This is a genomic window from Bacteroides sp. D2, assembly GCF_025147085.1.
Lineage (GTDB): Bacteria > Bacteroidota > Bacteroidia > Bacteroidales > Bacteroidaceae > Bacteroides.
On sequence record NZ_CP102261.1, the window covers coordinates 5,068,039 to 5,081,998 of the forward strand.

19 protein-coding genes and 1 tRNA gene are annotated in these 13,960 nt (G+C 39.4%); 18 read left to right on the forward strand and 2 right to left on the reverse strand.

Translation table 11 applies throughout. The annotated features are described in order from the left end of the window. The 7 genes from queD to NQ505_RS18590 all read left to right on the forward strand — a co-directional run bounded on the left by queD (position 1) and on the right by NQ505_RS18590 (position 7,626). Positions 1-333 carry a 6-carboxytetrahydropterin synthase QueD gene (queD, locus tag NQ505_RS18560; RefSeq protein ID WP_008998650.1) on the forward strand — a complete coding sequence of 111 codons (333 nt, stop codon included), beginning with the start codon at positions 1-3 and terminating at the stop codon, positions 331-333. Next, positions 320-865: a 7-carboxy-7-deazaguanine synthase QueE gene (locus NQ505_RS18565; protein WP_008998651.1), complete on the forward strand. Its 546-nt coding sequence runs from the start codon at positions 320-322 to the stop codon at positions 863-865. Before queD ends, NQ505_RS18565 begins: the two co-directional genes overlap by 14 nt. Further along, positions 820-1,413 carry a GTP cyclohydrolase I gene (gene folE / locus NQ505_RS18570; RefSeq protein WP_008998652.1) on the forward strand — a complete coding sequence of 198 codons (594 nt, stop codon included), beginning with the start codon at positions 820-822 and terminating at the stop codon, positions 1,411-1,413. The genes NQ505_RS18565 and folE overlap by 46 nt, the downstream gene beginning before the upstream one ends. A gap of 3 nt (positions 1,414-1,416) precedes the next feature. Then, positions 1,417-1,911 carry a helix-turn-helix domain-containing protein gene (locus tag NQ505_RS18575; protein ID WP_008998653.1) on the forward strand — a complete coding sequence of 165 codons (495 nt, stop codon included), beginning with the start codon at positions 1,417-1,419 and terminating at the stop codon, positions 1,909-1,911. Then, complete coding sequence (gene terL, locus NQ505_RS18580) at positions 1,892-3,337, forward strand: phage terminase large subunit (protein ID WP_008998654.1); 1,446 nt, start codon at positions 1,892-1,894, stop codon at positions 3,335-3,337. Before NQ505_RS18575 ends, terL begins: the two co-directional genes overlap by 20 nt. Positions 3,338-3,765: 428 nt before the next feature. Further along, positions 3,766-5,214 (forward strand): phage portal protein, encoded by a 1,449-nt coding sequence (locus tag NQ505_RS18585; RefSeq protein WP_008998656.1) that lies wholly within the window; start codon positions 3,766-3,768, stop codon positions 5,212-5,214. A gap of 3 nt (positions 5,215-5,217) precedes the next feature. Further along, on the forward strand, positions 5,218-7,626 hold the full coding sequence (locus tag NQ505_RS18590; RefSeq protein ID WP_008998657.1) for a toxin glutamine deamidase domain-containing protein: 2,409 nt from the start codon (positions 5,218-5,220) through the stop codon (positions 7,624-7,626). On the opposite strand, the gene NQ505_RS18595 is transcribed toward NQ505_RS18590, so the two are convergent. Then, complete coding sequence (locus NQ505_RS18595) at positions 7,621-7,884, reverse strand: hypothetical protein (protein WP_008998658.1); 264 nt, start codon at positions 7,882-7,884, stop codon at positions 7,621-7,623. The genes NQ505_RS18590 and NQ505_RS18595 overlap by 6 nt on opposite strands. 83 nt (positions 7,885-7,967) lie before the next feature. On the opposite strand from NQ505_RS18595, the gene NQ505_RS18600 reads away from it, so the two are divergent. The 11 genes from NQ505_RS18600 (at position 7,968) to NQ505_RS18650 (ending at position 13,447) form a co-directional block, all read left to right on the forward strand. Continuing rightward, positions 7,968-8,672, forward strand: a complete 705-nt coding sequence (locus NQ505_RS18600) for a hypothetical protein (protein ID WP_008998659.1) — start codon at positions 7,968-7,970, stop codon at positions 8,670-8,672. 19 nt (positions 8,673-8,691) lie between these two features. Continuing rightward, the gene (locus NQ505_RS18605; protein ID WP_008998660.1) at positions 8,692-9,276 is read left to right on the forward strand and encodes a hypothetical protein; all 585 of its coding nucleotides are present in this window, start codon (positions 8,692-8,694) and stop codon (positions 9,274-9,276) included. Positions 9,277-9,297: 21 nt separating this feature from the next. Next, positions 9,298-10,419, forward strand: a complete 1,122-nt coding sequence (locus NQ505_RS18610) for a major capsid protein (RefSeq protein WP_008998661.1) — start codon at positions 9,298-9,300, stop codon at positions 10,417-10,419. A gap of 5 nt (positions 10,420-10,424) precedes the next feature. Next, the gene (locus NQ505_RS18615) at positions 10,425-10,757 is read left to right on the forward strand and encodes a hypothetical protein (protein ID WP_008998662.1); all 333 of its coding nucleotides are present in this window, start codon (positions 10,425-10,427) and stop codon (positions 10,755-10,757) included. After that, the gene (locus tag NQ505_RS18620; RefSeq protein WP_008998663.1) at positions 10,751-11,062 is read left to right on the forward strand and encodes a hypothetical protein; all 312 of its coding nucleotides are present in this window, start codon (positions 10,751-10,753) and stop codon (positions 11,060-11,062) included. Before NQ505_RS18615 ends, NQ505_RS18620 begins: the two co-directional genes overlap by 7 nt. Further along, positions 11,059-11,514: an HK97 gp10 family phage protein gene (locus tag NQ505_RS18625; protein WP_032853451.1), complete on the forward strand. Its 456-nt coding sequence runs from the start codon at positions 11,059-11,061 to the stop codon at positions 11,512-11,514. Before NQ505_RS18620 ends, NQ505_RS18625 begins: the two co-directional genes overlap by 4 nt. 2 nt (positions 11,515-11,516) lie before the next feature. Next, complete coding sequence (locus tag NQ505_RS18630) at positions 11,517-11,897, forward strand: hypothetical protein (protein WP_008998665.1); 381 nt, start codon at positions 11,517-11,519, stop codon at positions 11,895-11,897. Positions 11,898-11,899: 2 nt separating this feature from the next. Further along, on the forward strand, positions 11,900-12,499 hold the full coding sequence (locus NQ505_RS18635; protein ID WP_008998666.1) for a hypothetical protein: 600 nt from the start codon (positions 11,900-11,902) through the stop codon (positions 12,497-12,499). Between the two features lie 8 nt (positions 12,500-12,507). After that, positions 12,508-12,576 (forward strand) — tRNA-OTHER (locus NQ505_RS18640). Between the two features lie 101 nt (positions 12,577-12,677). Next, on the forward strand, positions 12,678-13,205 hold the full coding sequence (locus tag NQ505_RS18645; protein WP_008998667.1) for a hypothetical protein: 528 nt from the start codon (positions 12,678-12,680) through the stop codon (positions 13,203-13,205). Between the two features lie 23 nt (positions 13,206-13,228). Further along, positions 13,229-13,447, forward strand: coding sequence for a hypothetical protein (locus NQ505_RS18650; protein ID WP_229030923.1), 219 nt, complete (start codon positions 13,229-13,231; stop codon positions 13,445-13,447). Positions 13,448-13,546: 99 nt separating this feature from the next. On the opposite strand, the gene NQ505_RS18655 is transcribed toward NQ505_RS18650, so the two are convergent. Then, a complete protein-coding gene (locus tag NQ505_RS18655) occupies positions 13,547-13,741 on the reverse strand; it encodes a hypothetical protein (RefSeq protein ID WP_008998668.1) in 195 nt (64 codons plus the stop codon). Positions 13,742-13,960 lie beyond the last annotated feature (219 nt).

Genomic DNA, 13,960 nt, shown 5'->3' on the forward strand with positions numbered 1-13,960 from the left:
ATGTACATAGTAAAAAAGCGTATTGAGATTTCAGCTTCACACAGTTTGAAGCTATCCTATGAAAGTAAGTGTCAGAACCTGCACGGGCACAATTGGATTATTATTGTTTGGTGTCGTGCAAAAACACTGAATCAAGATGGTATGGTAGTCGATTTTACACATATCAAACAGAAGATCCAGGACAAACTAGATCACAAGAATCTGAATGAGATACTTCCCTTCAATACAACTGCGGAGAATATGGCAAAATGGATTTGTGATCAGATCCCGGGATGTTTTAAAGTAATGGTACAAGAATCTGAAAATAATATTGCGTGGTATGAAAAAGATTAATGAGATTTTTTACAGTATACAGGGAGAAGGTTATCGTACTGGTACTCCTGCTGTTTTCGTTCGTTTCTCTGGATGCAATTTGAAATGTCCCTTCTGTGATACACAACATTCTTCCGGAAGAGAAATGTCGGATGAGGAAATTATCAAAGAGGTTTGCTTCTACCCTACCCGCTTCGTTGTTTTGACCGGTGGCGAGCCGGGATTGCAGGTAGATCAAGAGTTTATCAATAAGCTCCATCAGGCAGGGAAGTTCGTTCAGATAGAAACAAACGGGACAGTTCCCCTTCCTATCGGCATTGATTGGATTACTTGCTCGCCGAAAGAAGGAAGCAAAGTTTTTGTTGTCAATCCTCACGAAATAAAAGTCGTCTATACAGGGCAAGATCTGTCAACCTATGAAGCCATGACAGCTGCAGTATATTATCTGCAACCATGTTCCTGTCAAAACACAGAAGAAGTTATTAACTACGTAAAAGAACACCCAAAATGGAAACTAAGTCTACAGACACAAAAGATATTGAATGTGCAGTAAGAACAATCCTATCGTATATTGGTGACAATCCAGAACGCGAAGGATTAAAAGGAACACCGGAACGCATTGTCAGAATGTGGAAAGAACTATTTCGCGGGTATGATCCTGAACAGGCACCGAAAATAACGACTTTCCCCAATGGTAAAGATGGATTATCCTTTAACAGTATAGTTGCAGACTCTGGTAACTACTACTCAATGTGCGAGCACCACATGATGCCTTTCTTCGGAAAGTATTGGTTTGCCTATATTCCTAATTCGGAAGGAAGCATATTAGGCATCTCAAAGATTGGCCGCGTTATCGATTATTGTGCAGCCCGCTTACAGGTACAGGAGAGACTAGCTCAAGATGTCGTTACGATGATAGTGGATGCACTCGGAAAAGAACACCCACCGTTAGCAGTTGGTATTATAATGGAAGGAGAACACTTGTGTAAAACCATGCGTGGAGTAAAAAAACAGGGAAAAATGCGTTCTTCTTTCTATTTTGATAATGGAAGGTTGCCTGAATTGAAGGCTGAATTATCACAATTTGCTAGTTTTGGTTAGTTTATGACAGAGAAGAAGAATCCGGCCGAGAAGAAAAAAAGAGGGCGTAAATCAGAGTACAGAATAGAGTATGCCGATCAAGCTCTAAAGCTTTGTTTGTTGGGTGCAACAGATAAAGAGCTCGCCGAATTCTTCTCTATTTCAGAGCAAACCTTAAATAAATGGAAAAAAGACTATCCCGAATTTCTTGAGTCCCTAAAAAAAGGAAAGAATATTGCGGATGCGAACGTTGCATCTCGGTTATATAATCGTGCTATCGGTTATTCCTGTAAGGCAACAAAATTTGCAACATCCGAAGGAAGAATAACAGACTCAAAAGAATATATTGAGCATTACCCACCTGATACGACAGCTGCTATATTCTGGCTGAAGAACCGGCAGCCGGAGAAATGGAGAGACAAAAAAGAAGTTGATGCAAATGTGAACCTTGGTGATGAATTGGAAGGATTGAGTGACGAACAACTACAGGCTATAATTGATGGCAAAGAAGAAGAGTAAAAGACAAATATTGATTCGTAAAGCAAAGGCTGCTACCATACTCCGCAAACGAATAGCAAAGAAAGACTTTTGGGCGTTTTGTTTGTACTATGATCCGAAGTTTTTCTCTAAACGTCTGTTCCTAAAAAAGGTCGCAGAAGCGTTCATGCGTGTGTATGAATCATATTCTGCCAGTATAATCTACCGTCTTGCTGTCAGTATGCCGCCACGTGCCGGAAAGTCTTATATATCTTCTCTATTTATTGCCTGGATGTACGGACACTTTCCGGAAGAGTCAGTTATGCGTAACTGTTGTTCGGATACTCTCTATAATAAACTATCATACGATACTCGAGATGTTGTGAAATCTAGGCGTTTTAAAGAAATATTTCCCGATATCCATTTAAAGGGTGATAAGCAGAATGTCAAGAGCTGGAGTGTGGAAGGCGCTCGGCAGGTAAGCTACTTCGGTGGTGGTGTTGGTGGTACCGTTATTGGATTTGGCGCGTCAATGCTCGCCATGACGGATGACTTGTACAAGAGTCTGGAAGATGCATTATCGGATAATAACAATGAAAAGGTATGGTCTTGGAAGCAGGGTACGCATGACTCCCGTATTGAAGGAAGCTGCTGTATGATTGATATTGGTACTCGCTGGTCCTCTAATGATGTCCTTGGACGCATGGAAGAAGCCGGCAAGTACAATGAAATCATTCGTATTGCTGCGCTGGATGAGAATGATGAAACTTTCTGCGCCGATGTTCATACTACAGAATATTACAAGGAATTACGTTCTGAAACAGACGAAAGTATTTGGATGGCCGAGTATATGCAGGAACCGTTCGAGGCCAAAGGGTTACTATTCCCCAAATCGTCTCTCATGCGCTTCAAACTTGCCGATATTGCAGGGAAAAAACCTGATGGAACACTCGGAGCCTGTGATACTGCTGATAAGGGAGATGATGATTTCTGCGCACCATTCGCAAAGGTGTTTGGTCCAAAATACTTCATTACCGATATTCTTTTCACTAAAGATCCTGTCGAAGTCACAGAACCGCGCCTGGCGCAAATGGTTATTGATACAGAGTGCGATCAACTACGTATTGAATCAAACAATGGCGGGCGTATATTTGCTATCAATGTACGCAAACTTGTTACAGCTAAAAAGAAATCGTGTATGATTCAAGCCCGGGCAACAACACAGCACAAGGAAACACGTATCATCATGAAAGCTGGCTGGATAAAGAAGCATTGTGCTTTTCTTGATGAAACAGAATATTCTAAAGGATCAGACTACGGTCGTTTCATGAAAGCGTTTACCAGTTACAAGCGCGAGGGTGATAACGCTCATGACGATGCTCCGGATGGCATGACAATCCTTGCCGAATTTGCTGAAGCAATCGGTCTAAACCTCAAAAAGCAAACCCGTAAGGTGGGCCGTGGATAGTATCCATTCCTATAACTACATAAAGAATGTTGTAATCACATCCCAAATGAACCAAAGAATTTGGTTGTCTCTACTTTGTTCTTGATATAAGAACCATTTGATAGCATAAGCCACTCTTTTAAATACCTTCATTATTATTTATTTTTGAAGAATAGCTTTCGGTTAGTATCAAGGTTTGAAAAAGACCTATTATCCCCAAAAGCATGATTGGCTTCTGCTTCTGCGAAATACGTATAAATTTAGTGAACTTAAAAAGACAACATTAAAGCGCCCTCACAACTAAATGATTATCAATAAAATAACATTTATCAGCTGTAGAAACAATATCTTTTTCAGCACTTTTCCGACACTTTTACCGCCAAAAAAGGACAAAACAATGCACTTGGTCGGTGATTTTTTTCTGAACATATATTTTAAGAGAAAAGTATATGCCAGACATTAAGGATATTCTGAAAAATGAAGATTTCGGTAGCATAGTAGGTGATTTATGTGTTGATACCCGTGAAAATCGTAATCCTCGTGAATATATGGAGGAATACAATGGAGACAGAACCCGTCGTAAAGAATCAGTTGGGTATCGGGAGCCTAAAAAGATTGCTGTATATTCAGATACAGAAGTAGAAATTGACCCCGAAACAGGAGCCGAAAAGCCAAAGAGACTAGAAGACAAGACTGTCGATGTAGCTAAGGTCGTAACCAACCTACCTAAAAAGATCGTCCGCACATCTGTTGCTTTTCTGTTTGGCGGTGAAATGACTATCACAGCAGAAGATTCGAATGACGGATTTGATGAGTTTAAGAAGGTCTATAAGCGAAAGCTCAAGATGCAATCGGTATTGAAAGAGTTTGCTCGCAAGGTGTTATCTGAAACCAAAGCAGCTATTATATTCTATCCGGTCACTAAAGATGATGGAAAAAGCCAGTTGAAGGTTAAGATTCTATCTACTCCCAAGGATAGTAATGTCGAATGTGAATTTTATCCACACTTTGATGAAGACGACGATATGGACGGCTTTATCTATAAGTACAATGCAGAAGTCAATGGCCGTACTTGCGAATGCGTGAAAGTCTATACGAAAGATGTTATTTACTCCGGTATTATGGACGGTGTTTGGCAAGTGAAAAAGATAAAGAATCGTTTTGGCAAGATTCCGGTAGTATATGCCGAAGTCGATTGTCCGGATTGGGAAGATGTCGCTAATTTGATAGACAAGAAAGAAATGAGACTTTCCCGCCTATCAGATACTAATGACTACTTTTCCGAACCGATACTGAAAACTTATGGTCTGGCTAATCTTCCGAGCAAAGAAACTGTAGGCAAAGAGTTAAACTTTACTATGGAAGTAGATGCGGATACCGGTAATACATATCATGGTGATGCAGATTACTTAGCATGGCAACAGTCCTGTGAATCCGTAACACTTGAACTTAACCAGTTAGATGATGCAATACATTCCGGATCTTCAAGTCCTGATTTATCTATGAGTAAACTAATGGGGCTTGGCAACCTTAGTGGTACCTCACGTCGTTTTATGTTGATTGATGCAGAGATTAAGGCATCTGAACAAATGGAGATATTCGGCCCGGCAGTTCAACGTACAGTGGCAATAGTTCAGGCTGGAATGGCTAATATTACGCACACTAAATATGCATCGCAATTAAATGATAACTACATTGAGGTTGAGTTTGGTAGCATTCTCCCACAAGATCTAGCTGAAGAACTCAAGAACCTTGAAACTGCTTCTCAATTCAATAGCAAGGAAACGATTATAAAGAATTCACCATACACTGACGATGTGGAAACAGAATTGAATCGTAAGAAGCAAGACGAAAAAGAGACTGCACAGAATAATTCATTTATTGGAGCAACTTTATAATCTATGCCCGGACTTTCTTTCTACGATAAACAACATATACAGAAAATTGCTGCACAGCAGGCCGTAATAGCCAATATCTTTAATCAGTTTATACTTTCTGTTTCCCCGTATCTCCGTAAATGGTCTGATGCGGGGAAAAACAATGTATGGATAAGCAATCAGGGAATAGAGAGTGCAGTTGACCGGGAACTGCTGAATCTTGAATCAATGCTATATGCTAATATCTCTGCATTTCAAAAGGACGGTTGGGAACGAGCAGAAAAAAAGAATGATGATTTTATTTCCCAGTTCATCAAGGGAATGTCTATTTCCAGTGCAACAAAAGATGGTATGTTCGCTCATAGCTTATCTGCATTTGAAACTCTAAAGAACGATATAGATGCTAACGGATTCAAGTTATCTGATAGAGTTTGGAATATTACGCAACAAACGAAATCGCAACTCGAATTCTATCTTGATAGTGGCGTAGTTGCCGGACGTAATGCAAACGGAATCAGTAGCGATATACGGCAAATTTTGCAAAATCCCCAAAAACGCTTTCGCAGGATCCGGAATGAGAAAGGTGAATTGGTATTATCACAACCAATGAAGAATTATCATCCAGGACAAGGTGTTTATCGTTCAGCATATAAGAACGCTCTCCGGACATCTGCAACAACTACGAACATTGCTTATCGTAGTGCGGACTATGAACGTTGGAGCAAACAGGACTTCATATTAGGTATTGAGGTACATCGCTCGGCCAATAATCGAGGACCGTGCAAGATCTGTGATGCGATGGTAGGTAAATATCCGAAAACGTTCAAGTTTACAGGCTTTCATCCTTTTTGTATCTGCTTTGCCACTCCTATCACCATGGAGCCGGAAGATTTTGCTGATTTCTTGCTAAATGATACGGTTCCGCAAGAGCAGGTTATTACTGATATTCCCCAGGCAGCAAAGGAGTTTGTTAGCGAGAATAAAGACGGTCTACAATCGGCTTTCTGGTATAAGGATAACTTTACGCAAGACGGGAATGTAAATGAGCGCCTAAAAATAGTTGTAAAACAGCCCGAGAAGTCTAAACAATCTGTAATTGAGCCGATATCTCCTTTCAAAGAAAGTCAGAGCGTAGAAGAAGCTCAAAATTATGCAACGAAGTTAGGTGTTAAATATGCAGATTTTTCCGACTTATCATTGGATATTGCCAATGCATTAAATGAAGCATTGCAAACACTTCCCCAGGAAGATATGCCTTTATTTGTTGGAAGCGCAAAGAATCTGCAAAATCTATCAGGGTATGCTATCAAGAAGAAAGGATATCATGGCATTACAATGGAGAATATAATAAGAATCAAAGAAAATGAGATATGGAAAGTTGAGAATGGTACATTAGTTGGTATAAATGCCAAAAGTATTAATGCGATAACAAAAGCTAAAGCCAAAATTGAAACTGAATATATGGCAAGGACAGGGCATCATTGGCGCTTTAATACTGACGGTAAATCTACAACTTTTCATGAGATAGGGCATGTTTTTGACCAAAAACACTTAGTATCATCAGATTCAAAATGGCAAACTATCGCTAAGAAATGGGCGGAAGAGTCTCAATGTGATATTCTTAAAACACCATCTGAAGCATTTGCTGAAGCTTGGGCGGCTCGTAATACAGGAAAAGAACTTCCCTCATATATAACTGAATATTTTAAAGAATTAGATAGACAATACTTTAATAAAAAATCATCCATACCTAAGCGCATCAAAACTGATGCAGAAAAGAATGATATTCAAAAAAGATGGGACGACCGATTTGTAAGAAACTTCAACCAAGCCAAAATAGAACAGAAGATTGGTGTAAAAAAAGGCAAAGAAATGACCTTCGAAGAAGCTAATGAGTTACGGGGAAACATTAATTATGGAAAAGCAAGCGAATATAGTGTAAATTGCCAGTCTTGCGTAGTTGCTAATGAATTGAGGAGACGTGGATATAATGTTACAGCTCTACCAAATCTTCAAAAGACAGGGAACATTCCATATGAGTTATCAATGCGGACCAATTGGGCATGGATCGACCCCAAGACTATGGTTATCCCTAAAAAACAGACTGCAGGAGGCATATATGATATAACAAGATCGGGAGCTTTAAAAAGCAAAAGTATAAAAGAGTTAACCAAAGAATTAGTTGAACTAGTAAAAGAACCGGGAAGATATCATATTGATTTTGCTTGGAAAGGCAAGAATTCTGGGCATATTATTACTCTGGAAAAATTACATAATGGAAAAATAATAATATATGACCCACAAACTGGAAAGATGAAAAATTGGAGAGAACTATCAAAGGAAATAAGTTTGAGATATGGAGTTAATGTATTACGTGTAGACAATTTGTTGGTAAATACTGATATTATTGACGGAATAGTGAAAAAATTATAGTAATGTATCTACATGGTCTTTAGGCATGGAAGTCATTCCCATTATATCTTCTGATTGAGTATATGGTGCTAACGTAGCAACACTATCTTTAACAAGGATAAAGCGAGGATAACCAATACAACATCCTGCATCTTCTTTCCGGGATACTGTATATGCTAAATAGCCGTTCCATTCTCCATAATAGGAAACTTGATCGAATCCATTTTGAAGAGCGAGTTCTTTAGCTTTCTTTCTATATTCTTTCTTCTTATTATCCATGTTGCAAATATAGTCATTGATTCCGGAATAAAATATATAAGCAGGAAAAATTTACTCCCCTTATATTTTAATAGAAAATCGTTATGACAATCATTGATGCAATTAAAAAGAGCTTGAAAGCCGCAGGTGTAAATGAAAAGTACGCTGTAAAGGTTCAGAAACTCTTCAAAATCGAAAAGGAGGATGATATTGATACTTATATTGCCTTGTTCAAAGACAATATTCTTCCTGATCTTGAAAACACATCCGCAATAGAAAAAGCGAAAAAGGATGCTATTGCCGAGTATGAAAAGAACAATGGTTTAAAGGATGGTAAACCTATCAAATCGGCTAAAAAGACTAAGAAAACAGTAAAATCCGAAGACGATGATGAAGAAGACGATGATGAAGACTTCGAAGATTTGCCCGCATCTGTAGTTAAGCTATTGAAAGCCCAACAGAAGCAAATCTCCGAGTTGACCGCATCGGTATCTTCTGTCGTATCAACAGTCACAACTTCCACGAAACAGGCATCAGCCAGAACACTATTTGCAGATGCAAAACTCCCTGAAAAGTGGTTTAACCGTATTGATGTCAATTCTGAAACTTCTGTTGAAGATCAGATTAAAGAGTTGCAAGAAGAATACGCTGAAATCAGACAGTCGGTAATAGATGATGAGGTCGCCGGTGGCGGTTACAAGCCTAATTCCTACAAGCCCAAAGAACGTTCTGAAAAAGAATGGCTAGAACTTATGGAAGACGAAGAAAACTCAAATAATGGAACTGCCAGTCTTGGCCTCGATGAATAATAACTAATAATTAAAAGCTATGTTCAGAAAAAAACAAAAAGAATTTCAGTATGCTCCCGGAATCGAAAAGATTATTGAGGACATTCAGGGCGGTGGTACTATTGCCCGTGCGGAACTGAAGGGAATCATTGATGAACTTCCTCCGCTTGTTATGGTAGGTAAGGATGCTAACGGTCTTTATCATACTGTTAAGACCGGAAGAATTACGGCAGTTGCGGATGCTGATGCAGTAACTATTCAGATAGCAAAGAATCATGTGTTTAAAGTTGGAGAGGCTGTTACTGTTGGTGGTGCCTTAACTGGAGCTGCTGATGTAATCTCTGCAATCGACAAGACCAACCCAGGCTACGATACGATAACCCTTGCTGGACCAATTGGAGCTGCAGAGATAGGTAATGTATTAGTTCTTGTTACTGCCAAAGCTGATGCCAAAGCCGCCAAGTTCAAATATGTACCAGAAGTTATTACAATGAACAAGGTTGATGTAACGGTTGCTAACCAGCAATCAGGACTTCTGGTACGTGGTACTGTAAATGAGGCAGTAATGCCCTACCCTATTGACGAAGCAATGAAGGAATTGCTTCATTTTATCCGTTTTGTGTAATCCATTAATTCATAATTATGTATGGAAAGAAGTTTAATTAAACAAGTGAACCGTAAGAATATGGGTGCCCGTCTTAACTCGCGTAAAGTTAAGCCGGTATTCTTCCCTAATTTCTTTGGTGTAAAGCAGAAGAACTCTCTGAAATGGGAAACTCTTACTGGCGAAAAAGGTGCACCGGTTATCGCTGATGTTATTTCATTCGATTCTTCCGCACCGCAAAAGAAACGTGAAGTTATCGGCAAGATGTCAGGTGATATCCCTAAGACTGCCGTAAAACGCGGTATGAACGAAAGCGACTGGAACGAATACCAGCAACTTAGCCGGGATTGTGAAGGTGATGCAGACTTGAAATCAATTCTAGACCTTGCTTTTAAAGATCAAGACTTCGTATATAACGCTGTTCGTGGCCGTTTCGAATGGTGGTGTATGCAATTGATGTCTAAAGGTGGCTTCATTCTCAATTCAAGCAATAACAATGGCATTGTTACCGAAGAATTTGTAGGCTGTGGTATGCCTAATGAAAACAAGAAAGTTGCTGCTGTGGATTGGTCTAAGTCTACAACGGCCGACGGCTTACAGGATATTGAGGACACTGTGGTTGCCGCTTCTGCCGAAGGTGTTACTATCAAATACGTAGTAATGCGCAAAGACAGATTTGCTCTATTGAAGAAGCAAAAGGCTGTTATTGAAAAGGTAAAAGGCTGGATCAATCAGAAAGAAAAACTGACTATCTCCAAAAAGGTTATCAATGAATACCTTGCTGCCCAAGAGAATACGGAAGGTGTCCAGATTGTTCTTGTAAGTCCGTCTGTTCGTATTGAGAATGCTGCTCATCAACGTACTACTGTAAATCCATGGGAATCCGCTAATATTTGTTTCCTGGAAGATTTACAGTGTGGCGACATTCAGCATGGTCCTATCGCAGCGGAACATTCTGTTGAATACAAGAAGAAAGCTACAACGCTGAAAAAAGACTTTGTTTTCATCAGCAAATGGTCTGAACTGGAACCGTTCAAGGAGTGGACTAAAGCGGAAGCCAACGCAATTCCTGTAATTAATGATCCTGATGCAATGTACATCATGAAAACTGATGGCCAAGCATGGGAAGAAGGTGAAGATACTGAAAAAACAGATGAAGAGTAAACTATATGGCAACAATCAGAGAAACAATACTGGAATATCCTTCTATTGAGGATATGGAAAGCTTCTTAGATAAGGTAGTCTTCGTCAAGCGGGGCATCAACCCCGAAGCGGAATGTACTACTGAAAACATGAAGCAAGTTGGTCTTTGTGTCGCTGATACGTACGCCATGTTAGTAAACTCACAGGATTTCAGTGAGAATAAGCTTTCTATCACTCATCCCCGTTCTTTCTATGTCCAGACTGCAAAACAACTGTATATAGAAAACGGGGAGCCGGAGAAAGCCGGTAAACTCGGGAAACGAATCATTATCAAAGGAAAGGCTGGTAACAGATGGTAAAACGATATCCACATACAGCGATAGTCACTATCGACGTTAACGGAAAGACAGTAAACGGTGAATGGGTTCCGGGGAAACCGATTGAAATATCCGTTCCCGGACGTTATGATCCTGTAAGTGATGGTACTGTTGTCTATAAACGTAATTCTGCTGGTGATGAAGCGCAAGTACATGGCTATTTTTACACCAAAATCCAACCGCCGGCAGACAGTAAGTTTTTGCGTTTGAAAGTTGATTCCAAAGGCGTAGATGTACCAATTATTTGTTGGGAATCTTATCAATCACATTCAATTATCAACGTATGAAAAATGGCATGACTCCCCTATTCGACCAACATTCACTAGAACGTTGGTTCGATCACTTTCAAAGCAAAGCAGAAAACAAGATACTTGTATTGCTGCAGGCAGGAGGTGAAAAGTTTATCGATATAGCTCGCCGGAACGGCTCATATAAGGACCAGACTGGCAATCTTCGTTCATCTATCGGATATATAATTGCGAAAAACGGAGAAGTGGTTGCAGAGAACTTTACTGAAAGTGAAAAAGGAACTGACAAGACAACCGGTAAGTATAAAGGGCGTAGGCTTGCAGAAGAAGTATCTCTGTCTCATTCCGGTGGTTATGTGTTGGTTGGTGTTGCAGGAATGGAATACGCGGCAGCCGTAGAAGCTAAAGGGTATGAAGTAGTTTCAGGAGCTAATACGCAATGTGAGAAGTATCTAAGGGATACGTTGAAATCAGTTTTTAGCAAGATTTGATTATGGATGAATTCGACGCTGTTGATATAATCTATAATGCTGTGGTCGCTGCGGGCACCGATGTTATGATTTACAAGGACAAATCGGAAGCAGGCTTAACCAATGAACATATCGTTATCAATCATCTGCAACTGAATGAACTCGACTTCATTAATAAAGTGCCTATCAACGTCAACATCTTTGTTCCTTTGAATGAAAATGGTATGCCCCAACGTCAACGCATGAAGGAAATTAAGCGTAAAGTAAGAAAATCGCTTGATTCCATTAATAGCAATGACGGTATATGTAAAGAAGTGACAGTTCTCTGGAGTGTTCCAATGCCGGACTTGAAAGAGAAATTCGCTTGTACAAATATTAGACTAGAAATTTTAATAGATCAATAATTATGACAGGAGAAGTAAGACCTATCGCTATGGGCGTAGGTAAAATTAAATTTGGAACAGTCGGAGACGGTGTTCCAGGAGCGGACCTCAAAGATTTTCCTCTTCCGACAAAAGGAAGTGTAGTATTCAACTTTGCGGATCCTAAAGAAGTAAAAGTCGAAACGGAAGGAAGCGATGAACCTTTGTATGTTGAATTTGTAAAAGATACAACAGATTACATCGAGCTCTCTATTCCTACTCCTTCTAACGAAGTACTTAAAGAGTTAGCAGGTGGTGAGATTGATACAGCTGACGGAAGAAACATCTGGAAGAAACCAATCAACGTTCCTTCTATCTCAAAGACATTCCAGTGTGAAACATTACCCAAAAACGGTAAAAAGGTAGTTTATACCGTAGTTAATGGTAAGATTACTTCTAAGATCTCACAAGCTCCCGGTTCCGAGCAAGCGGAGTTGTTACTTATACGTGTATATATGCAGGCAGCCATTACAGCTTCCGGAGAAAAAAAGGCTGCTTTTATGCGTGAAGTTATAAGCGTGTCTGAAGGCGGAGAAGCCCCGGCAAATCCAGCAAATCCCGAAGGCGAAGAAGTAGTAGAGTAAAAATGGTTTCCTGTGTAGCTTAGTTGGTTAAAGCACTACATTAGTAGAGACCGGTGGTTCGAATCCACTCACAGGAACAAACTATTTGAAGGATGGAGCCGAAAGTATTAAAGGTTAGTCGCGAATAACTGGATATATTGTCAGGAAGTACAACTGACTAGGCTCCTTGATGAAATTTATGAGTATAAAAAACTTATTCCAACAAGAATCTGATTCTGTTACAGAACAACCTGTAAGAATCCCATTTGATTTCTCTAACCGAGATTCTATTCCTAATGGAAAGGACCCAGGTAATAGTATTGTAATAAAACCAATTACCGTCCGGACATGGTTTAGAATTCGTCCGCTTCTTCTTGAAATTGAAAAAGAAGATATTGATAGGATGATTGTAAAAAAGGGAGAGCTGCCAGAAGATTTTCCAAAAATTATGGATAAGTACGGAGAACTGCTTCTTGATATCGTATGCTTAGGTATTCATAATAAGCCAAGTGATCCGCCAAAATGGTTTAAACAAGCTCTTGCAGACAATTCCACATGGGAAGATATACGCATATTATTCAATGCAATTATATATCGAATAGGATATCACCCTTTTTGTACCTCTATCACGATGCTTCGGAACGTGAGCCCATTGCGAGAGACGGAGATAATAGCCGCTCGGAAAAATCTACAAAGCTGGAAGGATACAACCAAAGTAGATTCTTAGTTATTGTAAAAGAAGCTCTAGGATTGACTTTTAATGAGACGCTGGATAGTAGCTATGGATTAATAGAGATATTGCTTCAGGAGTACTCCTTTGTAATGAGGGAGCGAAATAAAACGACTGATGAAGACGGAGAAGTCGAAGGACGAGACTATGAATGGATAGAGCTACCAAGTTTTGATAATCCAAACGAGAAGATCCGGATGAAAAGATATTATGATATTAACGGGAAAGTCAAAAGATAAAGTAATTTGCCATTGTGTTTATATATTAGGTTAACTGTTTTTTTATTAAATTGATTTAGAGTTGTTTTTGGTCCCTTGTGTCTGTGAAGATACAGGGGATTATTTTTTCATTTCTTGAAGCATCTGATTGAGAGAAGCATTATCCTGCTGTAGATTTTTAATCAATCTTTTCTGATAAGAGAGCATCCCTTCAATTCTTCCTTCACTCTTCCCTTTCTCGTAGGCAGCTTTAATCTCTTCTTCCGTATAGCTACTTTTATTCGCTATGGATACGTTTTCATTTTCCTTGGTCATGGCGCTAATGAATAGTGATTTATATATTATAGAAAAAGGCTATCTCTCCCCTTTTATTCCGACCAAGGACCATAATCTATTATCTTGCAAATTGGATTATGTAGCAAAGGGAATTGATAGCCTATATTATACTTTCTGTAGGCTTATCAACTCCCAATTTGCAAGATTAAAAAATGTCCTTGGTCAAGACACTGCAAAGATGCTTATTCTTCTTGAAAT

Coding starts and splice junctions, on each gene's coding strand:
- queD (WP_008998650.1), top strand. CDS start 1: ATGTACATAGTAAAAAAGCGTATTGAGATTTCAGCTTCACACAGTTTG.
- NQ505_RS18565 (WP_008998651.1), top strand. CDS start 320: ATGAAAAAGATTAATGAGATTTTTTACAGTATACAGGGAGAAGGTTAT.
- folE (WP_008998652.1), top strand. CDS start 820: ATGGAAACTAAGTCTACAGACACAAAAGATATTGAATGTGCAGTAAGA.
- NQ505_RS18575 (WP_008998653.1), top strand. CDS start 1,417: ATGACAGAGAAGAAGAATCCGGCCGAGAAGAAAAAAAGAGGGCGTAAA.
- terL (WP_008998654.1), top strand. CDS start 1,892: ATGGCAAAGAAGAAGAGTAAAAGACAAATATTGATTCGTAAAGCAAAG.
- NQ505_RS18585 (WP_008998656.1), top strand. CDS start 3,766: ATGCCAGACATTAAGGATATTCTGAAAAATGAAGATTTCGGTAGCATA.
- NQ505_RS18590 (WP_008998657.1), top strand. CDS start 5,218: ATGCCCGGACTTTCTTTCTACGATAAACAACATATACAGAAAATTGCT.
- NQ505_RS18595 (WP_008998658.1), bottom strand. CDS start 7,884: ATGGATAATAAGAAGAAAGAATATAGAAAGAAAGCTAAAGAACTCGCT.
- NQ505_RS18600 (WP_008998659.1), top strand. CDS start 7,968: ATGACAATCATTGATGCAATTAAAAAGAGCTTGAAAGCCGCAGGTGTA.
- NQ505_RS18605 (WP_008998660.1), top strand. CDS start 8,692: ATGTTCAGAAAAAAACAAAAAGAATTTCAGTATGCTCCCGGAATCGAA.
- NQ505_RS18610 (WP_008998661.1), top strand. CDS start 9,298: ATGGAAAGAAGTTTAATTAAACAAGTGAACCGTAAGAATATGGGTGCC.
- NQ505_RS18615 (WP_008998662.1), top strand. CDS start 10,425: ATGGCAACAATCAGAGAAACAATACTGGAATATCCTTCTATTGAGGAT.
- NQ505_RS18620 (WP_008998663.1), top strand. CDS start 10,751: ATGGTAAAACGATATCCACATACAGCGATAGTCACTATCGACGTTAAC.
- NQ505_RS18625 (WP_032853451.1), top strand. CDS start 11,059: ATGAAAAATGGCATGACTCCCCTATTCGACCAACATTCACTAGAACGT.
- NQ505_RS18630 (WP_008998665.1), top strand. CDS start 11,517: ATGGATGAATTCGACGCTGTTGATATAATCTATAATGCTGTGGTCGCT.
- NQ505_RS18635 (WP_008998666.1), top strand. CDS start 11,900: ATGACAGGAGAAGTAAGACCTATCGCTATGGGCGTAGGTAAAATTAAA.
- NQ505_RS18645 (WP_008998667.1), top strand. CDS start 12,678: ATGAGTATAAAAAACTTATTCCAACAAGAATCTGATTCTGTTACAGAA.
- NQ505_RS18655 (WP_008998668.1), bottom strand. CDS start 13,741: ATGACCAAGGAAAATGAAAACGTATCCATAGCGAATAAAAGTAGCTAT.